The sequence below is a fragment of the Burkholderia sp. MS389 genome (assembly GCF_016899425.1).
Taxonomy (GTDB): Bacteria; Pseudomonadota; Gammaproteobacteria; order Burkholderiales; family Burkholderiaceae; genus Burkholderia; species Burkholderia sola.
Genome location: NZ_CP045996.1, coordinates 502,471 through 525,996, shown reverse-complemented (window position 1 = coordinate 525,996; position 23,526 = coordinate 502,471). Strand labels below are relative to the sequence as shown.

Here is a 23,526-nt window from a genome sequence, read left to right as displayed (position 1 = left end):
ATACGAACGCGCTGCACCGAGCAACGCTGCCTTGCCGCGGCCCTCCTCCCACGCCCGAGACCGTGCCGAACACCGTCATGCCGGACACCACGCGCCCCGCTCGCCTGAACTTCGCGCTCATGTTGCCGCTGCTGCTGGCGGCCCAGCCGGTGGCGACCGACAGTTACCTGCCGGCACTGCCCGAAATCGCCGCGACGCTGGGCTCCGCCAGCGTCAGCCTCACGGTTTTCGCACTGATATTCGGTATCGGACAGTTGCCGATGGGCAGTCTTTCCGACCGATTCGGCCGTCGTCCCGTCTTGCTGACCGGCCTTGCGCTCTATGCGCTGAGTGCATTGGCGGCGGCGATCGCGTCGACCGCCGCGATGCTGGTGGCCGCGCGTGCGATGCAGGGCTTTGCCATGGCCGCGATCCTGGTATGCGCCCGTGCGACGGTGCGCGACCGGTATTCGGCGGGCGACGGCCCGTACGTGATGGCGCGCGGTTTCATGGGAATGGGAATGATGGCGTTCCTCGCCCCGCTTGTCGGTGCGTATGTCACGCAGCACGCCGGCTGGCGATGGGTACTCGCGGGGATGAGCCTGTATGCGTTCGGCTTGCTCGTCATGTGCTGGTACGGCTTCGAGGAAAGCGCCGCCAGAATCGCGCCGCGTAGGAACTCGACCGGGGACGTGCGCGAGATATTCGGCAATGCCCCGTTCAGGGTATGGACGCTGCTGGCCGCGTCGACGTACACCGGCATGTTCTGTTTTCTGCTGCTTTCTCCGACGATCTACATCCGGCAGTTCGGCATCTCGCCGCAGCGATACGGCTGGATCCCCGCGAGCGGGACGCTCGTCTATGTGCTGAGTACCTTTGGCTGCCGGCAGTTGCTGCGACGTCAAAGCATGCTGCGAACGGTACGCCAAGGGGCGACGTTGAGCCTCTCCGGTGCGGTGATCCAGGCATTGGGGTGCGCGCTGCTTCCCGGCAGCATCTGGCCGCTGCTCGTCGGGCATGGCGTGTATTGCCTCGGCCACGGGATCCATCAGCCGTGCGGGCAGGCAGGCGCGGTCAGCGGGCTGCCACATCTTGCCGGCCGCGCGGTCTCGTGGTCCGGCTTCATCATGATGTTCTTCGCTTTCAGCGTGGGGCAGACGGCGGCGGCTTTCACCGATCCGCGCTATCCGTCCGGCGCGTGGCCGATGGTGGTGCCGATGCTTGGCGTGGGCGTCACGCTGGTTACGATTGCGTTTGCGTGGTTGCCGAGAATGGGTGGCGCGAATTTGGGGGTGGCAGTCGTTCCCGCGCGGGCGGGGAATGGTCGGTGAGTTGCGGCGGGAAATCGGTGGGAGAAGGCGGTATGGGTTTTCAGCGCGTCGTCAGCTGTCGACCCATTGCGATCGGTCGTAAGATCACGGTCCCTTCGTCGCTTCTTGAAGTACTTCGGTCATCCGACGGCCGGTCTTTTGGTCGGGCATCGGCCAACACGGTCGACACCTCCGCAGAACCTTATCGGGCGTACGCCGACTTCCGAGTCATTGGATTTGAGGAAGCCGCGTCAGAGAGCGATCGCGCCGGAAGCTGCTTGTATTGCCAGCAATCTCGTCTTCGCTGCGCCCCTCATTGATGGCAATGCTTTCCCCAAAGACAAAATGAGGAACCGAACGCACACCGGCATTGGCCGACTTGAACGCTTCCGCTTCGACGCGATGGTGCCGTTCAGGATCAAGAGCGATGGCACGCGCCTGATCGCGGTTAAAACCGTAGTCGGCGGCAATGTCAGCCAGCGTCACGCAGCCTTCGCCAACAAGGCTTTGATAGCCGTTTCGGTGTGGGCGATTGCGGCCTTCGCCGCATCGGGGCCGAAAACCGTGCCTTCGACACGCACCACTTCAACGTCGGTCAGGCCGATGAAACCGAGCAGATGCAGCAAATAGCTGGTCTGGAAGTCGAACGGCGCCCAGGCACCTTCCGAGAACACGCCACCGGCAGCGGCAAGGAGATAGACTTTCTTGCCAGTCAGCAGTCCCTTCGGCCCAGTATCGCCGTAACTGAAGGTGACGCCCGGCCAGGTGACGTGATCGAACCACGCCTTTAGCTGCGAGGACAGACTGAAGTTGATCATGCCCGAACCGAGCACGATCACATCGGCGACCTTCAACTCATCGACCAACTCTTGCGCGACCTTCACCGCCTCGACCTGTTCCGGCGTGCGATCTTCGGGCGACGTGATCCGGCCCTGGATGTAGGCCGGTGCGATATGGGGCGGAGGATTCGCGGCAAGGTCACGCACGGTCAGCGGGCCGCCCGCGCGCGCCTGGATGCCCTCTGCGATTTCGGTGGCAAATCGGGTGGAAAGGCTGTCAGCCCCGCGCGGGCTGGACGTGACAAGTAGGGTGTGGCTCACGGCGGCTCCAAGGTATAAAAAGAGAACTAAGTAAGATATCGATCCTTACTTACCAATTCATACAAAGGATGGTATGGTTCCTGCCGTTTTCCCACAAGAAGGCACACGCATGTCACTTAGTCACTCCGAACTACCTGCCGATATGCCTGCACCTGACGCTGGCGGCTGCCTGGCAACTCGTGAAATCCTGGATCGCATCGGCGACAAGTGGAGCCTCTACATTGTCGCCATGCTGGCCAATGGCTCGCGGCGCTTCAACGAATTGAAGCGCGGCATCGACGGCATTTCGCAGCGGATGCTGACACTGACCTTGCGCGGACTGGAACGCGACGGACTGGTAACGCGAACGATGTATCCAACGATTCCTCCTCGCGTCGATTACCAACTCACTGACATGGGAAGAACGCTGTTGAAGCCTGTCATGGCGTTGGTCAACTGGGCGAACGAGAATCAAGTCGCCATTGCCGAAGCGCATAAACGTTTTGACGAGGAGCCGGAGCCGGATCAGGTCTTGATTCAGGGCGTTGTCTACCAGCGTCGATAAACGGATCGAGGCCGTGGCTTGTGCAAACACAGCGGCGAAATCCAAGTGCCGGCTCGCGTCGGGACCTGTCCCGACGCGGATCTTTCTTGGGGTGCGAAAGCGCTGCATTTTCCGATCTATCCAGCAGGTGAAGTTCCGGCGAAAATGTCATCCGATTGGCCTCCATCGGGCTGAGCCGCAGGAGACACCGGCGGATGCCCGAAATGCTGCGCAGTCCAGACTCCGGACGAGGCCGTTCGCCATAGTCATCAATGACGTCAATAGCGACATTTACCCCCCCCCTTCGGCATGGAAGCCACTATCTGCCTGACCGGAAATCCGATGCATGGGCGGGCGTAGCGCAAGCACGCCACGCCCCGCCACCGCACTCAATCAGACCGCACGCGACACCAACTCGCCCAGCACCGTGTCCAGCGCGACATGGCCTCGCAAGATTTCGTCAGGACCGCTTTCGAAATCGATCCAGCCTTCGTTGAAGCCGTCCAGCATGCGCGTGCGCGGGCGCGGATGCTTCATGCCCTGCGCGCGAAACAACGCGTCCCACGTTCGCCTGTCGACGGCTTCCGCTCGCACGTCCCGGCCCAGAACGCGAGCGAAGGCCAGCGCGAGATCGTTGGGGCTCACCCGGCGCGAGCCTTCGAGCTCGACGACACGCACCCCGCTCCACGTCTGCCGAAGCAATTCCGCCGCGACGCGGCCCACGTCCGCGGTGGCGACCATCGGCACGGGCTTGTCGAGCGGCTGCAGATAACTGGCGACGACGCCCCCGTCGCGCGCGGAGGCAACGTCCCACGCGGCGTTCTCGATGAACCAGCCGGGCCGCAGGAACGTCACCGGCATCGGCATCTCGCGCAGCGCCTGCTCCATCAGCGTGAGTTGCGTGAGCAGATTGGTCTCGTCGGCCTGCGCGCCGATCGTCGACAGGCAAACGACCTTTTCGGGGCGCGCCTTCAGCAGCGCGGCGGATACGGCTTCGATCACCTTCCGCGCTTCGGGAAACCCGGGCGCCGGATCGAACACCGGCGGCAGCAGGATGAACACGCCCCTCGCGCCGGTGAATGCGGCGGCGAGCGACGAAGGGTCTTCCATGAACGCGGTCGCGACCTCGCACCCGCGCGCCGCCCATGCCGCTGCCCGCGTCGTGTCGCGTACGACCGCGCGCACCGCGTCGCCCGAGGCCAGCAGTTCGCGCGCCAGTGCGCCACCGACCTGACCGGTGATTCCAGTGATTGCATACATTGCTCGTTCTCCATGTGCGAATACGTGGGTCGCATTCTGGACAAACGCCGACCAAAACAAAATGACATGGATGGCATCAGATAAGTGACAACAGGTCATCAATTCGGCATGATCGACACCGACGCCCGGCATGGCTACGCTGTGCGGCGTTGGCGTGTCGGCCTTCAGTGGGTCGCGCGCGATCGCCCAACCGTACTCAGTCGAACAACCATGAGATCCAGTAGCGAGAAACTGTCCGGCAGCATCAGCGTGTTCGCTGCCGTGGTCGATGCGGGGACGTTTTCGGCCGCCGCCGACGTCATCGGCATGACGCCGCCGGGCGTCAGTCGAGCGATTGCGCGGCTGGAGAGAAGGCTGAACATCCGGCTTTTCAACCGAACGACGCGGTCGGTGTCGCTGACCGAAGAGGGCCGCCGCTTTTACGAGCAGGTCATGCCCCATCTCGCCGGGCTGGAGGAAGCCGCGGCAGCGGCGGCGGGCAGCGTCTCCGCGGTGCGCGGAAGGCTGCGAATCAATCTGGATCCGGTCGTCTACCGGGCCATTCTCGGGCCACGGCTCGATGCGTTCATGGACGCGCATCCCGAGCTCGAAATCGAGCTCATCGCGCGCGACAGCCTGGGCGACCTCGTCATGGACGGCTTCGACCTCGCCGTGCGATTCGGCGAACCGCGGCCATCCAGCCTGATCGCGAGAAAGCTGCTCGATACCGGCGTCGTGACGGTCGCGGCGCCCTCGTACATCGCACGCCGGGGACGACCGGCCAAACCCCAGGACCTCGAAAACCGCAGCCACCGCTGCCTGGAATTCCGCAATCCGGAGACAGGCAGGCCGTTCGCGTGGGAATTCCATCGCCAGCGCAAACGCATCGTGGTCGACACCCGCGGACGCCTGACGGTCAACGATCCCGGCGCGCTGCTCAACGCATGCCTCGCCGGTTCCGGCATTGCGCAGATGTTGCTGCTCGGCGCCGAGCCGCTGATCGCCGACGGCCGGTTGATCAATCTTTTTCCCGAATGGGCCGACGAGCGGTACCCGTTATACGCGTACTACCCATCCCGGCATCACGTGCCGGCGAAGACTCGCGCGTTCCTGGATTTCATGGTCGAACTGACGGGCGTGCACGGCGGCGTCGGCGCCCGTTAGTGCTGTTCCGGCGAAACCCGTTAGCGAGCTTCGACAGGGTGCCGGCAGGTATCCGGCAATTGAATGCGCCGGGGGCGTCGATATCGTGATTGCTTACCTCGATAAAGACGATCGACGCGACCGCCTGCACCCGGTCGCGTCGATCAGTCCCGCTCAAATCTGCTGCTGACCGCCATCGACGAACAATTCGATGCCGTTCACGAAGCTCGCGTCGTCCGACGCCAGGAACAGCGCGGCGCTCGCGATCTCGCCCGGCTCGCCGAGGCGCCCCATCGGGATCTGGGCCGCCAGATAATCGGCAAGCCCCTGCCGCTGAGCCGCATCGTCACCGGCGAGATCCAGCAGGCCGGGCGTGCGGGTCGCGCCCGGGCTGATCGTGTTCACGCGGATGCGGCGGTCCTTGAGGTCGAGAATCCAGCTGCGCGCGAACGCACGCACGGCCGCCTTCGACGCCGAGTACACGCTGAACGCAGCGGTGCCCGCGCTACCCGCCGTCGAGCCGGTCAGAATCACCGATGCGCCATCGGCGAGCAGCGGCAGCGCCTTCTGCACGGTGAACAGCACGGCCTTCACGTTGCGATCGAAGGTTTCGTCGTAGTGCGCTTCGGTGATGCTGCCCAGCGGCAGCATCGAACCGCCGCCGGCGTTCACGAACAGCACGTCCAGGCGCCCCTGTTCTTCCTTGATTTGCGCATACAGCGCGTCGAGTTCATCGAGCTTCGTGGAATCCGAACGCACGCCGGTCGCGTTGCCGCCGGCTGCGCGAATCCCTTCCACGGCGGCATCGAGTTCGGCCTGCCGGCGGCCCGTGAGATAGACGTGCGCACCGTCAGCCGCGAAGCGTTGGGCGGTGGCCAGGCCGATGCCGCTGGTTGCGCCGGTGACGAGTGCGATCTTGTTGTCGAGTTTGCGTGCCATGGTATTGCTCCTTTCGTTCGATCAATGTGTTTCGGTTGGGTGTGACGTGCTGCGATGTGAAGAGAATATCGACGGCCCAATCTTTTCGAAATAGAATCAATCGCAAACAAACGTTGCATAAATGCAAAGATGAGGAGAAATGGCGCAGCTACCTGATTTCGAAGGGCTCGCGATGTTCGCGAAGGTGGCGGAGCACGGATCGTTCGCCGCCGCGGCGCGCGCGACCGGCGTGTCGGTCGCCACTGTCTCGCGCGGTGTGGCGCGTCTGGAGGACCGGCTCGGTGCGCGGCTGTTCAACCGCACGTCGCGCCAGCTGTCGCTGACCGAGTTCGGCCGGACGATCAGCGAGCAAGCCGGCGAGATCTACCGCCAGGCGGAGGAGGCGGAAAGCTCGGCGCGCGAAATGTCGGTGCAGCCGCGCGGACTGGTGCGTCTGGCCGTGCCGATGTCGTTCGGGCTGCGCTGGGTCGCGCCGCTGCTGCCGGGCTTCTTTCGCGCGTATCCGGCGGTATCGATCGACCTGCATTTATCGGATGCGTCGGTCGATCTGATTGCCGATGGATTCGACGCCGCGTTGCGCATCGCCGCGCTGCCGGATTCGTCGCTGGTCGCGCGTCGGCTGTGCGCGGTCACCCAATTCGTGGTGGCGTCGCCGGAATATTTGCGGCGCGAAGGGCGACCCACGCATCCGAGCGAGCTGGCGGATCGCCCGTGCCTGTCGTACGCGTATCGCGCGCGCAGTGCCGTATGGCGCTTCACGAACGACGCGGGCGACGAGGAATCGGTGATGCCGACGGGCCCGCTACGCGTGACCAACGCCGATGCGCTGTTGCCGACGCTGCTCGATGGTCTTGCTATCGCCGAGTTGCCGGAGTTCATTGCGTACGAATATCTGGCCGATGGCCGTCTCGAAGCGATCCTCACCGACTGGTCGCTGACGAAGGGCGGTCTTTATTTCGTTACGCCGTCGGCGCGAGCGCGACCGGCCAAGGTGACGGCATTGTCCGACTACTTCGCCGAACATCTCGGCAATCCCGTGTGGCGATGGCCAAAGTGACGTGCTGGTGGGTGGTCGAGTCGAGCACCGCTGCCCCATCACTACCCTGTCACCTGATGCCGGGCACGTCCGACGCCCGAACGGCAACGCGCGGGCATGCCCCCTCGCGGCCGGGCGCCGACCTATCCTGCCTGCGAGACGGCCGGATCGATCTCGCGCGCCGTCAGCCCGAACCTCGCCATGCGAGCGCGATGGTCGGGCGAGCCGAGATAGCGACGAAGTTGCCGATCAAACGCGTCGAGAAGACCGCGGTTTTCCCGGCTGAACGAAAACGCGCCGAGCGGCGGTGTCCGCTGTCTGCCGTCGACATCCGGCTCGTGCGCGACGGCCTCGATCAGCGCGCTGCCTATCCGGCCCGCCACGATTCGATTCCCCAACGCGGTGCTCGCATAGGCGTCGATCACGCCGGAGAGCACGGCCGCGATCGCGTCGGCCTGCTGCTCGAAGACGACGATTTGCCGCCGGCTCACGCCCGACGCCATCGCGGAATCGTGCTGGACCTGCCCGGCAATGATGCCGAGGCGCGCATCGGGACGTTGGGCGATCGACGCATAACTCGTGAGCGCCTTCGGGTTGCCGGGCCGAACCAGAAAACCGTCTTCGATGCCCCACACCGGTGCGCTGAACGCAACGGTATCGGCCCGCTGCGGCGTCACGAAAAGCGGCACGTTCATGTCCCAGTGACCTGATGCGACGCCGGGCAGCAATTCGCTGAACGTCGTCGCGCAATACTCGATCCGGGTGACGCCAATCTGCCGGAGGATCATCGCCGCGAGTTCGAGATCGGCGCCGGTAGCGGTGCCCTCCGCTTCGGTCCAGCCGAATGGCGGTTCTTCGATGTACGCAATGCTCACCTTCATCGCTTTCTCTCGCAAGCCGAAGAATCGATCAGGAATTCATCAGCTTACCGTGGGAAGTCGACGTTCACTAAGCGTGGACAAAATTAATCCGGTGTAAGCCAGTCGACGTCATCATTTGGGTGCAAGCGTCAGTGAAGTCGTCAATTTGAGCCCCGATATCCGGCACGAGACATGGATCGACGCGTGACGGCATGAATTGGCTCCGCGCTATTCGACGTTATCCGCAACATCCGTCATCCGGATCATGTGCGGCTTGATGCCGTCGTCTTCCGCCGTCGCGGCTTCCTTCGGATGAATCAGCGCTTCGAGCCGCGCCTTCGTCGCGATGAACGCGGGCGTATTGACCTGCGAATAATCGCGCGGCCGCGGCACCGGCACCTCGATCAGCTCCTGCACCCCGCCCGGATTCGCCTTCAGCACCAGGATCCGGTCAGCCAGAAAAATCGCCTCGTCGAGGTCGTGCGTGATGAACAGGATCGTCACGTCGATGTTGCGCCAGATGTCGAGCAGGTGCGTCTGCATCCTCGCACGCGTCTGTGCGTCCAGCGCGCCGAACGGTTCGTCCATCAGCAGGATGCGCGGACGGTTCGCGAGCGCGCGCGCAATGGCCACGCGCTGCTTCATGCCGCCCGACAGCTGGTGCGGATACACGTCGGCGAAACGCGTCAGCCCGACGAGATCGAGCCACTGCAACGCCTCGCGCTCGGCCACGCCGCTGCTGCTGCCGTTCATTCGCAGACCGAACATCACGTTCTTCTTCACCGTGAGCCACGGAAACAGCGTGTATCCCTGGAACACCATCCCGCGATCGGCGCCCGGCCCGTCGACCGGTTTGCCGTCCAGCAGCACCTCGCCGCTCGTCTGCGCGTCGAGCCCGGCGAGGATACGGATCAACGTCGACTTGCCGCAGCCGGACGGACCAATCACGCACACGAACTCGCGCCGGTGCGTACGGAAACTGATGTCGTCGAGCGCGACGCAGTCGCCCTGCGGCGTCGCGAAACGCTTGCCGACGTGTCGTACGTCGAGTATCACGTCGCGGGCCTTCAGCCGCGCGAAGCGCTCGCGCACCGCGTCGGATTGGACCAGGTAATCGGGAACGGCTTGCGGATTCTGCATGATGCCCTCTGCGGAAATCGGTCGATGGGTACGGGCGGGCGGCGCTCACGCTTTCAGCGTGCGGTCCCACGGAAAGAGCCGGCGGCCGAGCAACCCGAGCACGATGTCGGTGCCGAGGCCGATGATCCCGATCATCAGGATCGCCGCATACACGTTGTCGAAATGCTGGTAGCGCGCCTGCTGGCTGATGTACCACGTGATGCCCGAACTCGTGCCGACCAGCTCGGCGACGATCAGGTAAGTCCATGCCCAGCCGAGCAGGATCCGCTGATCGCGATACAGGTCCGGCAGCACGCCCGGAATCACGACGTGCGTGAGCAGCTTCAGCTTCTTCGTGCCGAGCGTCATCGCGGCCTCGAACAGCCCGTATTCGAGCTTGCGCGTGGTGTTCGCGACGATCAGCACCTGCTGGAATAGCGTGCCGATCACGATGATCGCGATCTTCGGTGCGTCGTAGATGCCGAGAATCGCGACCATCAGCGCGCCGAACGCGGGCGCCGGCAGATAGCGGAAGAACTCCAGGAACGGCTCCTGCAGCCGCGCGAGCGCGCTGAAGGTGCCGCAGACGATGCCGAGCGGCACGCCGATCGCGGACGAAATCACGAAGCCCCAGAAGATGATGCGGATGCTGTGCCACAGGCTTTCGTGCAGCCACACGCCGTCGCGCGACGCGGGCGGCGTCGTGAACGCCGTATAGAACGCGCGCAAGACCTGGTGCGGCGCCGGCAGGTAGACCGGATTCGCGCGCACGCCTTCGGGCACCGCCGCGTGCGTCGCGCGTGCATGCGCGAGCTCGTCGTCGAACACGTCGCGGTCGATCTGCATGCCGGTCTGGAAATAATCGACGCTGCCCGGGTTCGTGATGCGCATCTGCGGATGCCAGACGAACGGGACATAGCTGATCAGGCACCAGACGGCGAACGGCAGCAGGAAGGACGCCAGCCCGAGCGTCCATTTGCCGCGCGTGGTGAGCTCGCGGCGCACCGCGAGCCAGCCGGTCGTGTTGCGGGTCGTTGTCATCGGAATCTCCGTCTCGTTTCGGGTGCCGGTCGCGCGGATGCCGCGGCATCGCGCGACCGTGCGTTCATTGCGGTGCGCCGCGCGCCGCCTGCGCGCGGTAAGCGCGCCAGCCGCCGAAGCGCGTGATGTCCTGCGCATCGTCGAGCGCTGCGCTTTCGCACAGGAAGCCCTGCACGCGCGCACCGTCGGCGAGTGTCAGCGTGCCGATGCCGAGCGGCGCCGCGATGCCGGCGACGAAACTGCCGTACGCGTCGACCGGCATCTCCCAGACCTCGACCGCGATCGGCGCGCCGCCGTCCGGCACGCGCACGAGGCCCGGTTTGGCGACACCGCCGCTTGCATCGGCGGACAGCGCATAGAGGCGATAGGCCGGCGCGGTCGTGGTCGCGGCGACGAAGCGCGCGCCACGCTGCGTGAGCTGCCCGTTCAACGGTTCGCCGCGAAGATGCGCGCCGACGACGGCCACCCGCACGACACCCGCGGCTGCGGCACGCGCCGACATCGCGGCCGCAGGCGGCCGAACGTCGTCGACGGCGGCAGCGCCATCGCCCCACGCGTGCGCGAGATCGAGCAGCCGCGCGTCGTCGTGCGCACGGCCGACGAACGTGATCCCGAACGGCAAGCCCGCATGCGGCCCGGTCGCGCACGTGCCCGCCGGCACCGCGATCGCCGACAGGTCGAGCAGGTTCACGAAGTTCGTGTAGTAGCCGAAGCGCGAATTGATCGCGATCGGATCGGCTTCGAGCGCGTCGACGGTCGCGGTCGTCGCCGAGGTCGGCATCACGATCGCGTCGAGGCCGTCCCACGCGCGGGCCGCATCGACGCGCAGCGCCGCGAGCCGGTCGAAGGCGGCGAACGCATCGGCGGCGCTGAAGCGCGCCGCGCCGCCAACGATTTCGCGGATCACCGGATGCAGCGCGTCGGGCTCGCGCGCGGCGAACGCGCCGATCGCGGCGAGCCGCTCGGCGACCCACGGGCCGTCGTACAGCAGCCGCGCGGCGGCCAGGAACGGTGCGAAGTCGATCTCGACGATCCACGCGCCGCTCGCGCGCAGCCGGTCGAGCGCCGCGCCCCACGCCGCGCGATACGATGCGTCGCCGAAGAATTCGAGCTGATCGGCGCGCGGCGTGCCGAACCGCAATTGTGCGAGCGGCCGCGCCGGGTCCGCGCGCAATCCGTCCGCGCCCAACAGCGGCTGCCAGGCGCGCCCGTACGGGTCGCCTTCCGTCACGCCATGCGCGGCGGCGAACACGGTGCGCGCGTCGTCCGCCGAACGCGCGAACACCGATACGCAATCGAGCGACCGGCAGGCCGGCACCACGCCGAGCGTGCTCAGCACGCCCCGTGTCGGCTTGAGCCCGACGAGCCCGTGGAAGGCGGCCGGCACGCGCCCGGAGCCGGCCGTGTCGGTGCCGAGCGAGAACGTCGCGACGCCGAGCGCGACCGCCACCGCCGACCCGGAACTCGAGCCGCCCGACGCATAGCGCGGATCGAGCGCATTGCGGCACGCGCCGTAAGGCGAGCGCTGCCCGGAGAGCCCGGTCGCGAACTGGTCGAGATTGGTCTTGCCGACGGGAATCGCGCCGGCCGCGATCAATCGCTCGACCACCGGCGCGCTGCGTGCCGGCGTGTACGCATAGGCCGGGCAACCGGCTGTCGTCGGTATGCCGGCGAGGTCGATGTTGTCCTTGATCGCGAACGGCACGCCGTACAACGGCAACGACGCGATGTCGCGCCCGGCCAGCGCGTCGGCATACGGCATCATCTCGTCGCGCGTCAGCGGCCGGATCCACGCATGGTGCGGGTCGCCCGCGTCGAAGTGCGCGGCGATCGCGTCGACGAGCGCATGCGGCGTCAGGCCGCCCGCCGCGTAGCGCGCGCGCAGCGCGGCAATCGAGTGCAGCCCGGGCAGAACCGGGCGTTCCGTCGTGCTCATGCGACCTCCTCGGCGGCGCCCGCCTTCATCACCATCAGCCGCTGGCCGGCCACCACCGCCGCGCCGGGCGCGCAATCGATCGTCTCGATCGTGCCGTCTTCCGTTGCCGTCACCGCCACCTCCATCTTCATCGACTCGACGATCGCGACGACCTGCCCTTCGGTCACGCGCTCGCCGGCTTCCACCAGCACCTTCCACACGCTGCCCGACACGTCCGCGGCAATCGCGCGCTGCGTGTCGTCGAGCGCGCCCGCTACGCGGTCCGCTTGCGCATCGCCCAGTTCCCCGTCGCCGACGTATTCCGCGTGGCCCGCCGCGCGCCACCGCTCGCGCTCCGCGTCGAACGCGGCCTGCTGCGTCGCCTTGAACGCGGCGATCGGCTCCGCCTCGTCGCTCAGGAAGCGGTTGTATTCGCGCAGATCGAACACCGATTCCTCGATCTTCAGCGTCGCGCGGCCCGCGATGAAATCCGCGCGCAGCGCAGCCAGTTCGGCCTCGCTGACTTCGTAGAAGCGGATCTCGTCGAAGAAGCGCAGCAGCCACGGCTTGCCGGCCTCGAATTCACGCGTGGTGCGGTGGCGATTCCACATCTGCACGGTACGGCCGACGAACTGATAGCCGCCCGGCCCTTCCATTCCGTACACGCACAGATACGCGCCGCCGATGCCGACCGCGTTCTCCGGCGTCCAGGTGCGCGCGGGGTTGTACTTCGTCGTCACGAGCCGGTGCCGCGGATCGAGTGGCGTCGCGACGGGCGCACCGAGGTAGACGTCGCCGAGGCCCATCACCAAATAGCGCGCGTCGAACACGATCCGCTTCACGTCGTCGATGCTCGCCAGCCCGTTGATGCGCCGGATGAACTCGATATTGCTCGGGCACCACGGCGCATCGGACCGCACCGACTGCATGTAGCGCTCGATCGCGACGCGCGTTGACGGGTCGTCCCACGACAGCGGCAGATGCACGATGCGGTTCGGCACGCGCAGGTCGGCCACGTCGGCCAGTTCGCGCTCGGCGGCCTGCAGATGCGCGAGCAGCGCGTCCAGCGGCAGCGTCCGTGAATCGAACTGCACCTGGAGCGAGCGGATACCCGGCGTCAGGTCGAGCATGCCGGGCAGCCGGTGCGCGTCGAGCCAGCCCATCAGCGCGTGCACGCGAAAGCGCAGGTTCAGGTCGAGCACGGGCGGCCCGTATTCGACCAGTACGTTGCGGTCGCCCGAGCGCCGGTAGACGACGCCGATACCGCCGCCGGCCGACGGGGCGCGGTGCAGCACGCAATCGTCGGATGAGGCGGATGCAGCAGCAACAGCAGCAACGTCATCCGTCGCATTCACGATCGCCGCAGCCGATATCCCGACCGACACGTTCGCCCGCACGAACTGCACGGTATCGCCCGGCCGCAACTGCCCGAGTTTCCACAGCTCGTCGCGCACGACCGTCACCGGACACACGAAGCCGCCGAGGCTCGGCCCGTCCGGGCCGAGAATCACCGGCATGTCGCCGGTGAAATCGACGGCGCCGATCGCATACGCGTTGTCGTGAATATTCGACGGATGCAGCCCCGCCTCGCCACCGTCCGCGCGCGCCCATTGCGGCTTCGGGCCGATCAGCCGCACGCCGGTGCGGCTGGAGTTGTAATGGACGGTCCACTGCGTGCCGTAGAGCATCGCGATGTCGTCCGGCGTGAAGAAATCCGGCGCGCCATGCGGACCGTCGAGCACGCCGAGCGTCCACGCATGCGTCAGCGCGGGAATATCGGCCGCGGCCAGCGTCGCACCGGCGTCACCGCGCCCGGCGTCCGCGTGCAGATGCAGCACGTCGCCCTTGCGCAGCGCTCGGCCCGCATGGCCGCCGAACTGGCCGAGCGTGAAGGTCGCCTTGCTGCCGAGATAGTCGGGCACGTGCAGCCCGCCCTTGACGGCGAGACACGCGCGCACGCCCGCGCCCGTCACGCCGCCGAGCTTGAGCACCGCACCCGGTCGTGCGCGCACGACCTGCCAGAACGGCACCGCTTCGCCGTCGAGCGTGGCCGCGAGCGGCGCGCCGCCGAGCACGAACAGCGTCGCGGTATTGAAGCGCAGCGTCGCGCCGACCATCGTGAATTCCAGCCCGGCCGCGTCGCGCGCGTTGCCGAGCAGCGCGTTCGCGAGGTCGAACGCGCGATCGTCCATCGGCCCCGACGGCGGCACGCCGACGCTCCAGTAGCCGACCCGCCCGGGCGCCTGCTGCACGGTGGTCTGCACGCCGCCGTCCAGCACGTCGATCGTGTGCGGCGCGAACGCGAAGCGCGACAGGAACGCGGTCGTCGGCGCGCCGCGCGCGAACGTGTCGGAGCCGACGACGGCGCGCAGGTAGTCGAGGTTGGTCTCGATCCCGTACAACTCGGTCCGGTCGAGCGCGGCGCGCAGCGCGGCCAGCGCGTCGCGCCGCGTGTCGCCGTGCACGATCAGCTTCGCGAGCAGCGGATCGTAATGCGCGCTGATCTCCGTGCCTGCGTCGATCCAGCCGTCGACCCGCACGTCGTCGGGAAACGCGACGTACGTGAGCAGCCCGGCGCTCGGCTGAAACTGCTTGTTCGGATCCTCCGCATAGAGCCGCACCTGGATGCTCGCGCCGCACGGCGCGACGGCGAGCGTGTCGAGCGGCGGCAGGTCGCCTTCGGCCTGCAGGATCATCCATTCCACGAGATCGACACCCGTCACGGCCTCGGTCACGCAATGTTCGACCTGCAGCCGCGTGTTCACCTCGAGGAAATAGAACTGCCGCGTGCTCGCGTCGAACACGAATTCGACCGTGCCGGCCGATGCGTAGCCCACCGCGCGCGCGAGCCGCACCGCGCTCCCGTGCAGCGCGTCGCGCTCGGCGTCGGTCAGGTCGGGCGCGGGCGTTTCCTCGATCACCTTCTGGTTGCGCCGCTGCACCGAGCAATCGCGTTCGCCGAGCGCGATCGCACCGCCGCGGCCGTCGCCGAAGATCTGCACTTCGATGTGCCGCGCGTGTTCGACGAACTTCTCGAGATAGACGCCCGCATGCGCGAAGTTCGCGGCGCCGAGCCGCACGACCGATTCGAACGCCGCGCCGAGCTGCCCGGCATCGCGGCACAGCGACATGCCGATGCCGCCGCCGCCCGCGGTGCTTTTCAGCATCACCGGATAGCCGATCGCGTCGGCTTCGGCGAGCGCCGTCGTCACATCGTCGAGCAGCCCGGTGCCGGGCAGCAGCGCGACGCCGTGCGCCGCCGCGAGTTCGCGCGCGGTGTGCTTGAGGCCGAACGCGCGCATGTGATCGCCGCGCGGCCCGATGAAGCGCAGGCCCGCCGCTTCGCAGGCATCGGCAAAGCCCGCGTGCTCGGACAGGAAGCCGTAGCCGGGGTGCACGGCCTGCGCGCCGGTCTCGCGTGCGGCGTCGAGGATCGCCGCGACATTCAGATAGCTGTCGGCCGCCGGTGCAGGCCCGACACGCACGGCTTCGTCGGCAAGCGCCACGTGGCGCGCGTCGCGATCGGCATCCGAATAGATCGCGACCGATGCGATGCCGAGGCGCTTCAGCGTGCGGATCACGCGGCACGCAATTTCGCCGCGGTTCGCGACGAGGACTTTGGCGAATCTCATGTTGCCTCCTGCCGGGCCGCCCCAAATGAGGCAACCGCCCCCTTGGGGGGCAGCGAACGTGTCGGCCCGGAGTAGCGCTTCAGCGCGTACTCCGGCCCCATGCAAAGCAAGTGAGCGTGGGGGCAGTTCATTGCGCCTCCCAGATCATGAGGCGCACGGGCGTCGGGTTGTAACCGTTGCACGGGTTATTGAGTTGCGGACAGTTCGAGATCAGCACCGTGACGTCCATCTCCGCGCGCATCTCGACGTACTTGCCAGGCGCGGAGATGCCGTCCTCGAACGTGAGGCCGCCGAGCGGCGTGACCGGCACGTTCATGAAGAAGTTGACGTTGCCGACCAGGTCGCGCTTGGTCAGCCGCGCGCCGGCGCCGCACGTGCAGTGCGCGATCGCGTTGAGGAAGCTGTCGCGGCAGTTGTGCATGTAACGCTTGTCGAGCGCATAGCGCACCGTGTTGCTCTCGGCCGCGCACGCGCCGCCGAGCGTATCGTGACGGCCGCACGTGTCCGCGACGATCGTCGCCATCGGGTTGCCACGGCTCGACACGAGCACGCTGCCCGCGCTCAGGTACAGGTTGCGCTGCGCGCGGATCGTGTCCTGCGCGCTGTAGCGTTCCTCGGGATCGTCCGTGCTATAGAACAGCGTGTCGACGGCCTGGTTGCCTTCGAGATCGAGAATGCGGAAGGTCTGCCCGCGCTTCAGGTCGTGCAGCCACGGGTCCCCCGCGTTCAGCGTGGTGTCGTGGATCGCGTCGCGCGGGTCGAGTCGGCTTTCGATGATCGGCATGGTCTCGCTCCTCATGCGAACAGACGGTCGGTGTTGGCGAAGCCGCGCGTGTTCTCCGCGCATGCGCGCCGGCAAGGGTCATCCTCGGGCGCCGCGCCATCAACCGGATACGCGCGGTACGCGATCAGCTTCACGGCCTTCGGCGCGTAGTCCGGGCGCGGATCGAGCGGATGCGGCGCGGTCGAGAACGCCGCGAGCGTATTCATCTCGAAGCGCAGGTCGAACGCGCTGCCGGCCGGCGAATGGCCGGCGACGAAATCGAGCGCGCCGTCGTCGCGCGTGTCCAGCTTGCTGAAGAAGTTGACGTTCGCGGCGAGGTCGCGCGCCGACAGGCCGTATTTCGCGAGCTCGAGCACGAGGCTGTCGCGGCCGTTGCGGATCATCGCGTTGCGATCGATCTGATACGACGACGTGCCGTACTTGTGCGCGAACAGCCGCGCATCGCCGACGCCGCCGAGCGGGTCGTGCCAGCCGAGCGTGTCGGCCGTGATCGATGCGATCACGCGCCCCATGTCCGTATACAGCGCATGGCCGCGCGTGAGATGCGCGGTGTGCTGCGCCTTCAGCGTATCGGCCATGTTGTAGCGTTCGAGCGGGTCTTCCTGACGATGAAACACGGCGGACAGGTTCGCGCCGCCGTCGATATCGACGATGCGCAGCGCGAGACCGCGGCGCAGGATGCCGGACCAGTGGGTTCCGGCGGGAATCAGCGTTTCCCACGCGACGTGTGGCGGCGGGGCAAGGACGGCTTGGGGGCTCGGCGACATGGCGGCTCCGGGGTCGGTTGGACAAAAGGCGTGAGAGGGCGACCGAACGACATCGCGACCTCCCGGGCTTTTATCCCTCCGTGGAGCCTCGCCGTTTCCTCGTATCGAGGCGAAGGCAAGACCGGATTGCTCTCGGACCAGGCATCGCGCGGCGCACGCCGCACGACCGGAACCCTAGCGATCCTGAAGATGATGCAAATTGCTTCGCACCTCTCGGGTATCGAATAAGCGAGTTGCATGCCAGCCGCAGCCCGTCGGCCGTACGACGCGGCCCGGCGGCGCGATGGCGCGCGGCAAGCGAATGGCGCACGCATGAGCTTGCCCTCGCGGCGGGCGTGCGGCGCACCATGCGCACGCAACCGCGCACCGGTGCAGTGCGCGTCGCGTGCTCTCGCACCGAACGATCCGCGATGGCATGGGCATTGCTGAACTCACGCACCGCCACCTCATCCCCGCTCCTTCATGAACAAGCTCGACCTGCTCCGACGCGCGCTGCACGTGCTGTTCGCCGCCCGCTTCATCGAACTTCAGCGCACCCTGCGCCGCCGTTGAATCGCATTGCCGCGCGCCGTTGGCACGCTTCTCGCTCGGCATGACGCCGAGAGGTGCGGCGGCGTCGCATCTTAGGGGTGCTAGGGTTCCGGTTCATCGAACGTCTGGTCCGAGAGCAGCCCGGCGCGGGTTCATCCGATCGCGAGACCGGATGCACGCGTGCTACACGGCGGGACAAAAGCCCGGGAGATCGGCGATGGCAACGGCCGTCGCGCCTCTCCGTGGCCGCTTCGTTCGTTCCGCATCCGCAGGAACCGGTCACGTAGCCGGAACGTGTGTACGCGCACGGTCCGTATCGACGATCCCGATCCCGGTCTCCTGGAGAACAACGATGACCCGTCCCGCCCCGGCGTTCCGCCGCCTGCCGTCCTTCCGTTTCCTCCGTCATGCATTGGGCGCCGCCGCCGCGGCCGCCGCGCTATGGGTGGCGCCTACCGCTCACGCTGCCGCACCGCTGAAGATCGGCTACAGCGACTGGCCCGGCTGGGTCGCGTTCCAGGTCGCGCTCGACAAGGGCTGGTTCAAGGAGGCCGGCATCGACGTCGATTTCGAGTGGTTCGATTATTCGGCGTCGCTCGACGCGTTTTCCGCAGGCAAGCTGGACGCGGTCGCGGCGACCAACGGCGATGCGCTCGTGACGGGCGCATCCGGCGCGAAGAACGTGATGATCCTGCTGACCGACTATTCGGCCGGCAACGACATGATCGTCGCGAAGCCGCCGCTGCGCACCGTCGAGGCGCTGAAAGGCAAGAAGGTCGGCGTCGAGCTCGGCCTCGTCGACCACCTGCTGCTCGAAACCGCACTGCAGAAGCATGGGCTCAAGGACAGCGACGTCACGCTCGTGAATGCGAAAACCAACGAGCTGCCGCAGGTGCTCGGTTCGTCGGCCGACATCGCGGCGGTAGCGGCGTGGCAACCGAATGCCGGCGAGGCGTTGAAGCGCGCGCCGGGCGCACGCGCGATCTTCACGTCGGCGGATGCGCCGGGGCTGATCTACGATGCGATCACGGTCGCGCCGGCGAGCCTCGCCGCGCGCCGCGCCGATTGGGCGAAGGTGGTCAAGGTCTGGTATCGCTGCGTCGCGTACATCAACGATCCGAAGACGCAAGCCGATGCGGTCAAGATCATGTCGGCGCGCGTCGGGCTCGCACCGGCGCAATACCTTCCGTTGCTGAAGGGCACGCACCTGCTCGACGAAGCGGCCGCGAAGCGTGCGTTCCGCAAGGGAGACGGGCTCGATTCGATCTACGGCTCGACGCGAAATGCGAATGCATTCAACGTGCGTAACGCCGTGTACAAGCAGTCGCAGGACGTCGATGCGTATATCGATTCGCGGTTTATTGACGTGCATTGACGGCAGCATGCCCGCCGGCGCGGCGATGTACCGCGTCACGTCGGTGGGCAACGCGCGTCGGCCGCATGCTTCGTACAGGAGTGACGTTCCGCCATGTGCCCGGTTGAATCCGCAACCCGAAGCGGACTTTCGCATTGCCGCTAGTGCAACGACTGCTTTCACGATGAAACTGCCGTCCGCACCATCAAGCGGGTAGGCGAGTCATCGATGCTTTTCGACCATTCGCTTTTAGCGAAACAGTCACTTAAAAACTCCCGATTCATCGGTTGACAATCCTGTTTGTCTACCTAATATGAATCGAGCGCGGCACGCTCGTGATCGCTGATTCGATAAAGACTCAGATTGTCGATTGGCCAACTGAGTCGTGTGAACCGAAGACTTCGATCAATTATCCGAAGTAGATTGCGAATTGCTCGGGATGCGCATTCAATGTGCGTATCGAGTGAAGCGACACGATGTGCATTGAAAGGACGGGGGCGTTTGAGTCGTTCGCAAACGCATAGTCAACGAAGCGTGGCCTACTGATGTCGGCGAAGAAAAATGAATACGCCTGGTCAGCCGTGGACGTTGGTGAAACACATTCTCGTTGGTGATCGAGAGCTCGGCGCCGCGCGTGCATATTGCCAGTCTCTGCTCGACGCGCCCGTGCATCGCCTGCCGCTGATCGCGTATCGGGAGGATAGTGCCCAAGGCCGGCGTCTCGTACGTATCGAGCGCTTTGTGGAAGATTTCGCCGAGCGGACCGGGATCGATCTGCATGCGCGCTGCAATGCGCTCGCGCGAGCGCTGTTCGAGCGTCCCTGCCTGCTATTCAAGGACAAGATCAATTTCCGCTACCCGGCCTCGCCAGGCTTTAGGGCGCATCAGGACGCCGCCGCGGGCTGGAATCGCTATGCGTCGCACTACGCGACCGTTGCTGTGCTGATTGAGGCGTCGCAGCCTGACAGCGGTGGCTTTGAATTCGCGACCGGGGCGTCGCCCGGCTTTCTTTATCCGAATCTGAACGGTCAACTCGACGACGCATTCTTCGCGTCGCTTTGCCCGCAATCACTCGATGTAGACGCAGGCGACGGACTGCTATTTGACGGCTATGCGGCGCATCGGACATATGCAAACCGAACGGGACATGTTGTCCCACATCTTTTTCTCACGTTCAATTGCGCCGACGAGGGCGATTTTCGCGACCGCTATTACGCGGAAAAGATCGCGGGCATGGCATCGCACGGCGACGGCTACGCGTTCCGACTGTTCGATTTCGGTCCCGAAGGAGCCATGCGATGACACGCTTCGTCGGCAACATCAGGGTCGAGTTTCTTGACCCCGCGCAACGGTCGGACGTTGTCTACCGGGGCCTCGAAACCGCGCTGTCGGCGAAGGATTCCCGACGTTTTCAGCGTGTGATGCTGGTGTCCCCCGGGGCGATCCTGTACCGTGGCGACCTGCCTCGCTGCACCTATCCATTGGGACTGGGCTATCTCGGCGCGATGCTCGAGCGCAATGGCTATGACGTACGGCTGCTAGACTGCCTGGTTGAGGGCTACGATCAGATTGAACCCGTCGACAACGCGGGCGAGTTCGTTCGCTACGGTCTCGGTGCCCGGTCGATCCGCGACGCGTTGCGCCGGTGGGAGCCGGACGTGATCGGCGTGTCCAGCATTTTCTCGAACCAGTCCGACATCATCGAGGAAATCTTCCGTATCGCGCGCGATACGGTTCCCGACGCGCTTCTGATCACGGGGGGTGCCCACGCACGGTATTTTCCGGAGCAGTATCTCGAGTCGCTTGACGCCGACGCGGTTTTTCTCGGCGAATCGGAAAACACGATCGTGGAATTCCTCGACTGGGCGAACGGCGCACGACCACTCGAGAGCCTGCAAGGCATCGTCGTGCGGCAGCGCAGCGTCAACCGGATCTTCTCGAACAAGTCGATGCCGCTCATCAAGGTTGCGCGAGCATGTTCGACCGACCCGATCGCCGACCTCGACGTCATTCCCTATCCGGCCTGGCACCTATACAACATGGAGCGTTACTTCGAAATCGGCGCCTATCAGTCGCCCTATACGGTCGGATCGCGTGTGGCTCAGCTCTACACTAGCCGAGGATGTACCGCGAAATGCTCGTTCTGCACGACGACCAACTTCTGGGGCGGCAAGCTGCGCCGTCGCAGTCCGGAGAACGTGACGAATGAAATCCGTTCGCTCGTCGAGCACTACGGAATTGACGAATATCACATACAGGACGACAACATCACGAACGACAAAGAGCATGCGCGCATGTTGTTTCGTGCGCTGGCCGACATCAAGCTTCCGTGGTGCACGCCGCAAGGAACCGCGCTTTGGCGCATGGATGAAGGCCTGCTCGATCTGATGCGCGACGCGGGATGTTACCAAATCACGTTCGCGATCGAAAGCGGCGTGCAGCGCGTGCTGACCGAGCTGATCCGTAAGCCGCTCGATCTCGCGCGCACGCGTCATCTCGTGAGATACGCACGAGATATCGGGCTCGACGTACATGGCTTCTTCATCATCGGCATGCCGCCGATGTTCGGTTGCGATGGCGAAACGATCGACGAAATGCGCGAAACCTATCGCTTCGCATGCAACGCGGGCTTCACCAGCGCATCGTTTTTCACGGCAACGCCGATAGTCGGTTCGGAACTGCTGACGGAATGCTTGCGCCAAGGATTCGTTGCCCCGGACACACCGCTTTATAGAATGTCGTACAAGCAGGGGTTGATCGAAGTTCCCGGACTTTGGACCGGCACCGAGATCGCCGCACTCGCACACGAATTCAACACGTTGTTCAACAGAGGGAGTGTCAAGCATGGACGCCGATTCTGGAGCGAGCAGCAATACTGAATGTAATGGCGAAGGTACGCGGCCGCGGCCGGTCGTCTATGTCGCGATGTGCGCGGACGTGTTCCATGATGGTCACGTGAACGTGCTGCATCATGCGTCGACTTACGGCGACGTGATCGTGGGATTGATGACCGACGAGGCAATTGCGAGCTACAAGCGGATGCCGCTCTTCTCGTTCGAGCAGCGGCGTGCGGTCGTCGCGAGCAGTGTCTGGGTCAAGGATGTCGTGCCGCAGACGACACTCGACTTCCGCCCCAATCTACGCGAGCTTCGGCCCGAATTCGTTGTACATGGCGATGACTGGCGAGAAGGCGCACAGCGCGATACGCGTGCACAAGTTGTCGAGGTGTTGCGTGAGTGGAGCGGCACACTGATCGAAATACCCTATACGCACGGCGTATCGTCGACCTATGCCCAGCAACGCATCCGCCGAAACGGTATTGCACCGAGCGCGCGGCAAGCGCGTTTGCGCCACGCACTGCGCGTACGCCCGTTGATTCGCGTGCTCGAGGCCCATAGTCCGCTCGCTGCGCTGATCGTCGAGCGCGCGCAGGTTCGAGACGGTGGAGGCGTTCGCGAATTCGACGCGATCTGGTCGAGTAGCCTGACGGACTCGACAGTGCGCGGCAAGCCGGACATCGAAGTCGTGGATCTGTCGATGCGGTTGCAAACGATCAACGAAATGTTTGACGTGACGACGAAGCCACTCGTTTATGATGCGGACAGCGGAGGTCTGCCCGAGCATTTCGTGTTCACGGTGCGTGCGCTCGAGCGTGTCGGCGTGTCGGCCGTCGTGATCGAAGACAAGGTTGGCCTCAAGCGCAATTCCTTGTCGTCCGGCGTATCCGCCCAGAGCCAGAGCGACATCGCGGAATTTTGCGAGAAGATTGCCGCCGGCAAGGATGCGCAGGTTGACGACGCGTTCATGATCGTGGCACGGATCGAAAGCTTCATCCTGGGCGCGGGGATTGATGATGCACTTCAACGCGCGCATGCGTATGCGCAGGCGGGCGCCGACGCGGTATTGATCCACAGCCGCAACCACCAACCCGTCGAGGTACTGGACTTCTGTCGTGCGTTCCGGCTCGCCGATGCGCGGACGCCGATCTTTGCGATCCCGTCAACTTATGACATCGTCAGCGAGCACGACCTCGAGGTTGCCGGCGTAAACGGCGTGATTTACGCCAATCACCTGCTGCGCGCTGCGTATCCAGCAATGACGGCCGCCGCCGAGTCCATATTGCGCCATGGACGCGCGCACGAATGCGCGCGTGCGGGCGCGAGCCTGCACGACATTTTGTCCGTGGTGGCCGGCAATGTGGCCGATGCCGGCGCGCGGGCCGATGCGACGCCAAGAACCGGCGAAACCGTGTAA

19 protein-coding genes and 2 riboswitches are annotated in these 23,526 nt (G+C 65.4%); of the genes, 8 read left to right on the top strand and 11 right to left on the bottom strand.

The window, feature by feature from the left end; translation table 11 throughout:
• The first annotated feature begins 77 nt into the window (after positions 1 to 77).
• Positions 78 to 1,310, top strand: coding sequence for an MFS transporter (locus tag GJG85_RS31995; protein WP_050015386.1), 1,233 nt, complete (start codon positions 78 to 80; stop codon positions 1,308 to 1,310).
• A 207-nt stretch (positions 1,311 to 1,517) separates the two neighbouring features.
• Here GJG85_RS31995 and GJG85_RS31990 read toward each other — a convergent pair whose 3' ends face one another.
• The gene (locus GJG85_RS31990) at positions 1,518 to 1,775 is read right to left on the bottom strand and encodes a hypothetical protein (protein WP_204384786.1); all 258 of its coding nucleotides are present in this window, start codon (positions 1,773 to 1,775) and stop codon (positions 1,518 to 1,520) included.
• A complete protein-coding gene (locus GJG85_RS31985) occupies positions 1,772 to 2,389 on the bottom strand; it encodes an NAD(P)H-dependent oxidoreductase (RefSeq protein WP_176015903.1) in 618 nt (205 codons plus the stop codon). Before GJG85_RS31985 ends, GJG85_RS31990 begins: the two co-directional genes overlap by 4 nt.
• A gap of 109 nt (positions 2,390 to 2,498) precedes the next feature.
• Between GJG85_RS31985 and GJG85_RS31980 the strand changes: the two genes are divergently transcribed.
• Positions 2,499 to 2,933: a helix-turn-helix domain-containing protein gene (locus tag GJG85_RS31980; RefSeq protein WP_050015389.1), complete on the top strand. Its 435-nt coding sequence runs from the start codon at positions 2,499 to 2,501 to the stop codon at positions 2,931 to 2,933.
• Between the two features lie 372 nt (positions 2,934 to 3,305).
• Here GJG85_RS31980 and GJG85_RS31975 read toward each other — a convergent pair whose 3' ends face one another.
• Positions 3,306 to 4,172: an NmrA family NAD(P)-binding protein gene (locus GJG85_RS31975; protein ID WP_050015391.1), complete on the bottom strand. Its 867-nt coding sequence runs from the start codon at positions 4,170 to 4,172 to the stop codon at positions 3,306 to 3,308.
• 210 nt (positions 4,173 to 4,382) lie between these two features.
• Between GJG85_RS31975 and GJG85_RS31970 the strand changes: the two genes are divergently transcribed.
• The gene (locus tag GJG85_RS31970) at positions 4,383 to 5,315 is read left to right on the top strand and encodes a LysR family transcriptional regulator (protein ID WP_204384816.1); all 933 of its coding nucleotides are present in this window, start codon (positions 4,383 to 4,385) and stop codon (positions 5,313 to 5,315) included.
• A 153-nt stretch (positions 5,316 to 5,468) separates the two neighbouring features.
• Here the strand turns inward: GJG85_RS31970 and GJG85_RS31965 are convergent, their stop codons facing one another.
• Complete coding sequence (locus GJG85_RS31965) at positions 5,469 to 6,233, bottom strand: SDR family oxidoreductase (RefSeq protein WP_089490057.1); 765 nt, start codon at positions 6,231 to 6,233, stop codon at positions 5,469 to 5,471.
• Between the two features lie 139 nt (positions 6,234 to 6,372).
• On the opposite strand from GJG85_RS31965, the gene GJG85_RS31960 reads away from it, so the two are divergent.
• On the top strand, positions 6,373 to 7,290 hold the full coding sequence (locus GJG85_RS31960; RefSeq protein ID WP_089490058.1) for a LysR family transcriptional regulator: 918 nt from the start codon (positions 6,373 to 6,375) through the stop codon (positions 7,288 to 7,290).
• Positions 7,291 to 7,412: 122 nt separating this feature from the next.
• Here the strand turns inward: GJG85_RS31960 and GJG85_RS31955 are convergent, their stop codons facing one another.
• The 7 genes from GJG85_RS31955 to GJG85_RS31925 all read right to left on the bottom strand — a co-directional run bounded on the left by GJG85_RS31955 (position 7,413) and on the right by GJG85_RS31925 (position 17,387).
• Complete coding sequence (locus GJG85_RS31955) at positions 7,413 to 8,150, bottom strand: transporter substrate-binding domain-containing protein (protein ID WP_089490059.1); 738 nt, start codon at positions 8,148 to 8,150, stop codon at positions 7,413 to 7,415.
• Between the two features lie 207 nt (positions 8,151 to 8,357).
• Positions 8,358 to 9,269 (bottom strand): ABC transporter ATP-binding protein, encoded by a 912-nt coding sequence (locus GJG85_RS31950; protein WP_050015400.1) that lies wholly within the window; start codon positions 9,267 to 9,269, stop codon positions 8,358 to 8,360.
• Positions 9,270 to 9,314: 45 nt separating this feature from the next.
• Positions 9,315 to 10,289 (bottom strand): ABC transporter permease, encoded by a 975-nt coding sequence (locus tag GJG85_RS31945; RefSeq protein ID WP_050015417.1) that lies wholly within the window; start codon positions 10,287 to 10,289, stop codon positions 9,315 to 9,317.
• Positions 10,290 to 10,353: 64 nt separating this feature from the next.
• Complete coding sequence (gene atzF, locus GJG85_RS31940; RefSeq protein ID WP_089490060.1) at positions 10,354 to 12,225, bottom strand: allophanate hydrolase; 1,872 nt, start codon at positions 12,223 to 12,225, stop codon at positions 10,354 to 10,356.
• Positions 12,222 to 15,836, bottom strand: coding sequence for an urea carboxylase (gene uca / locus GJG85_RS31935; protein ID WP_204384785.1), 3,615 nt, complete (start codon positions 15,834 to 15,836; stop codon positions 12,222 to 12,224). Before uca ends, atzF begins: the two co-directional genes overlap by 4 nt.
• A gap of 127 nt (positions 15,837 to 15,963) precedes the next feature.
• Positions 15,964 to 16,620 carry an urea amidolyase associated protein UAAP2 gene (locus GJG85_RS31930; RefSeq protein ID WP_050015406.1) on the bottom strand — a complete coding sequence of 219 codons (657 nt, stop codon included), beginning with the start codon at positions 16,618 to 16,620 and terminating at the stop codon, positions 15,964 to 15,966.
• Positions 16,621 to 16,631: 11 nt separating this feature from the next.
• Positions 16,632 to 17,387 (bottom strand): urea amidolyase associated protein UAAP1, encoded by a 756-nt coding sequence (locus GJG85_RS31925; protein WP_124679169.1) that lies wholly within the window; start codon positions 17,385 to 17,387, stop codon positions 16,632 to 16,634.
• 57 nt (positions 17,388 to 17,444) lie between these two features.
• Positions 17,445 to 17,576: riboswitch (guanidine-I (ykkC/yxkD leader) on the bottom strand.
• 432 nt (positions 17,577 to 18,008) lie between these two features.
• Positions 18,009 to 18,130, top strand: a riboswitch (guanidine-I (ykkC/yxkD leader).
• A gap of 140 nt (positions 18,131 to 18,270) precedes the next feature.
• Here GJG85_RS31925 and GJG85_RS31920 point away from each other — a divergent pair.
• The 4 genes from GJG85_RS31920 (at position 18,271) to aepX (ending at position 23,526) form a co-directional block, all read left to right on the top strand.
• Positions 18,271 to 19,293: an ABC transporter substrate-binding protein gene (locus GJG85_RS31920; RefSeq protein ID WP_204384784.1), complete on the top strand. Its 1,023-nt coding sequence runs from the start codon at positions 18,271 to 18,273 to the stop codon at positions 19,291 to 19,293.
• A gap of 540 nt (positions 19,294 to 19,833) precedes the next feature.
• Positions 19,834 to 20,574: a phytanoyl-CoA dioxygenase family protein gene (locus GJG85_RS31915; RefSeq protein WP_124637501.1), complete on the top strand. Its 741-nt coding sequence runs from the start codon at positions 19,834 to 19,836 to the stop codon at positions 20,572 to 20,574.
• A complete protein-coding gene (locus GJG85_RS31910; RefSeq protein WP_124630107.1) occupies positions 20,571 to 22,151 on the top strand; it encodes a cobalamin-dependent protein in 1,581 nt (526 codons plus the stop codon). The genes GJG85_RS31915 and GJG85_RS31910 overlap by 4 nt, the downstream gene beginning before the upstream one ends.
• A complete protein-coding gene (aepX, locus tag GJG85_RS31905; protein ID WP_124630106.1) occupies positions 22,117 to 23,526 on the top strand; it encodes a phosphoenolpyruvate mutase in 1,410 nt (469 codons plus the stop codon). The genes GJG85_RS31910 and aepX overlap by 35 nt, the downstream gene beginning before the upstream one ends.

Coding starts and splice junctions, on each gene's coding strand:
- GJG85_RS31970 (WP_204384816.1), top strand. CDS start 4,383: ATGAGATCCAGTAGCGAGAAACTGTCCGGCAGCATCAGCGTGTTCGCT.
- GJG85_RS31915 (WP_124637501.1), top strand. CDS start 19,834: ATGAATACGCCTGGTCAGCCGTGGACGTTGGTGAAACACATTCTCGTT.
- GJG85_RS31975 (WP_050015391.1), bottom strand. CDS start 4,172: ATGTATGCAATCACTGGAATCACCGGTCAGGTCGGTGGCGCACTGGCG.
- GJG85_RS31945 (WP_050015417.1), bottom strand. CDS start 10,289: ATGACAACGACCCGCAACACGACCGGCTGGCTCGCGGTGCGCCGCGAG.
- GJG85_RS31925 (WP_124679169.1), bottom strand. CDS start 17,387: ATGTCGCCGAGCCCCCAAGCCGTCCTTGCCCCGCCGCCACACGTCGCG.
- GJG85_RS31920 (WP_204384784.1), top strand. CDS start 18,271: ATGACCCGTCCCGCCCCGGCGTTCCGCCGCCTGCCGTCCTTCCGTTTC.
- GJG85_RS31955 (WP_089490059.1), bottom strand. CDS start 8,150: ATGAAGGTGAGCATTGCGTACATCGAAGAACCGCCATTCGGCTGGACC.
- uca (WP_204384785.1), bottom strand. CDS start 15,836: ATGAGATTCGCCAAAGTCCTCGTCGCGAACCGCGGCGAAATTGCGTGC.
- GJG85_RS31980 (WP_050015389.1), top strand. CDS start 2,499: ATGTCACTTAGTCACTCCGAACTACCTGCCGATATGCCTGCACCTGAC.
- GJG85_RS31910 (WP_124630107.1), top strand. CDS start 20,571: ATGACACGCTTCGTCGGCAACATCAGGGTCGAGTTTCTTGACCCCGCG.
- GJG85_RS31950 (WP_050015400.1), bottom strand. CDS start 9,269: ATGCAGAATCCGCAAGCCGTTCCCGATTACCTGGTCCAATCCGACGCG.
- GJG85_RS31960 (WP_089490058.1), top strand. CDS start 6,373: ATGGCGCAGCTACCTGATTTCGAAGGGCTCGCGATGTTCGCGAAGGTG.
- GJG85_RS31995 (WP_050015386.1), top strand. CDS start 78: ATGCCGGACACCACGCGCCCCGCTCGCCTGAACTTCGCGCTCATGTTG.
- GJG85_RS31930 (WP_050015406.1), bottom strand. CDS start 16,620: ATGCCGATCATCGAAAGCCGACTCGACCCGCGCGACGCGATCCACGAC.
- atzF (WP_089490060.1), bottom strand. CDS start 12,225: ATGAGCACGACGGAACGCCCGGTTCTGCCCGGGCTGCACTCGATTGCC.
- aepX (WP_124630106.1), top strand. CDS start 22,117: ATGGACGCCGATTCTGGAGCGAGCAGCAATACTGAATGTAATGGCGAA.
- GJG85_RS31965 (WP_089490057.1), bottom strand. CDS start 6,233: ATGGCACGCAAACTCGACAACAAGATCGCACTCGTCACCGGCGCAACC.